The organism is Sedimentibacter sp. B4 (assembly GCF_000309315.1).
GTDB lineage: Bacteria > Bacillota > Clostridia > Tissierellales > Sedimentibacteraceae > Sedimentibacter > Sedimentibacter saalensis.
In genome coordinates, this window is record NZ_CANG01000865.1 from 1 (window position 1) to 290 (window position 290).

Annotated in this window: 1 protein-coding gene; it reads left to right on the forward strand. The window is 67.2% G+C overall.

The features are described from left to right. On the forward strand, positions 1 to 290 hold a 290-nt coding region (locus BN358_RS27075; RefSeq protein ID WP_198018500.1), incomplete at both ends, for a hypothetical protein.

The following is a 290-nucleotide window of genomic DNA, read 5'->3' on the forward strand; positions in this document are numbered from 1 at the left end:
CGCCCAGAGCTACTCCGGCTACTGGCGAATCGGGGGAGACAACCTGGGCGGGTGGCCCTCGACCGGATCGTCGTACTACCTCGCCGGAGATATCGCGAACGCCGCCGTGTACGGTTCCGCGCTCTCCGCATCGACGGTGAACGATCACTGGGTGGCCGCCGGTCGCACGTCGACGATTCCCGTCAAGCCCTCCGACTCCTACGGGGGAGCGGTGTACGACCTAGACCCCACCTTCTACTGGAGGGTTGACGAGACCTCGGGCACCACGGCGGCCGACTCGGGCAAGGACG